1 protein-coding gene is annotated in these 306 nt (G+C 38.9%); it reads right to left on the bottom strand.

The window, feature by feature from the left end; genetic code table 11:
* Positions 1–32: 32 nt before the first annotated feature.
* A partial coding sequence (locus AOA61_RS27255; RefSeq protein ID WP_256583503.1) for a phosphoribosyltransferase family protein occupies positions 33–306 on the bottom strand: 274 nt, incomplete at its 5' end.

Genomic DNA, 306 nt, shown 5'->3' with positions numbered 1-306 from the left:
CCACATAACCTTATAGAAGTCTACTACCTTTTTCAAACATCAAAAAATGTTCCACGCTCTACCTTCATTTTTCTTGACTTCACATCCATTTCTGTCAGCTTGGTCAAGGAAACATAGTCATCTACGAGTTTCTCCTCTTCATGTATTGCTTCAGTAAGGACACCTACGCCAGCAACTGTAGATTGAAATTCCGTTACTAAATCCATCATGCCCCGTATAGTACCTCCAGCTTTCATAAAGTCATCAATGATTAATACATGAGAGTTAGGTTTCAAGCTCCTTCTTGCTAGGGACATCGTTTGTATA

The organism is Pseudomonas sp. 2995-1, assembly GCF_002742505.1.
Classification (GTDB): Bacteria; Pseudomonadota; Gammaproteobacteria; order Pseudomonadales; family Pseudomonadaceae; genus Aquipseudomonas; species Aquipseudomonas sivasensis.
The sequence above is the reverse complement of the archived record's forward strand: the minus strand, read 5'-3'. Positions and strand labels throughout refer to the sequence as shown.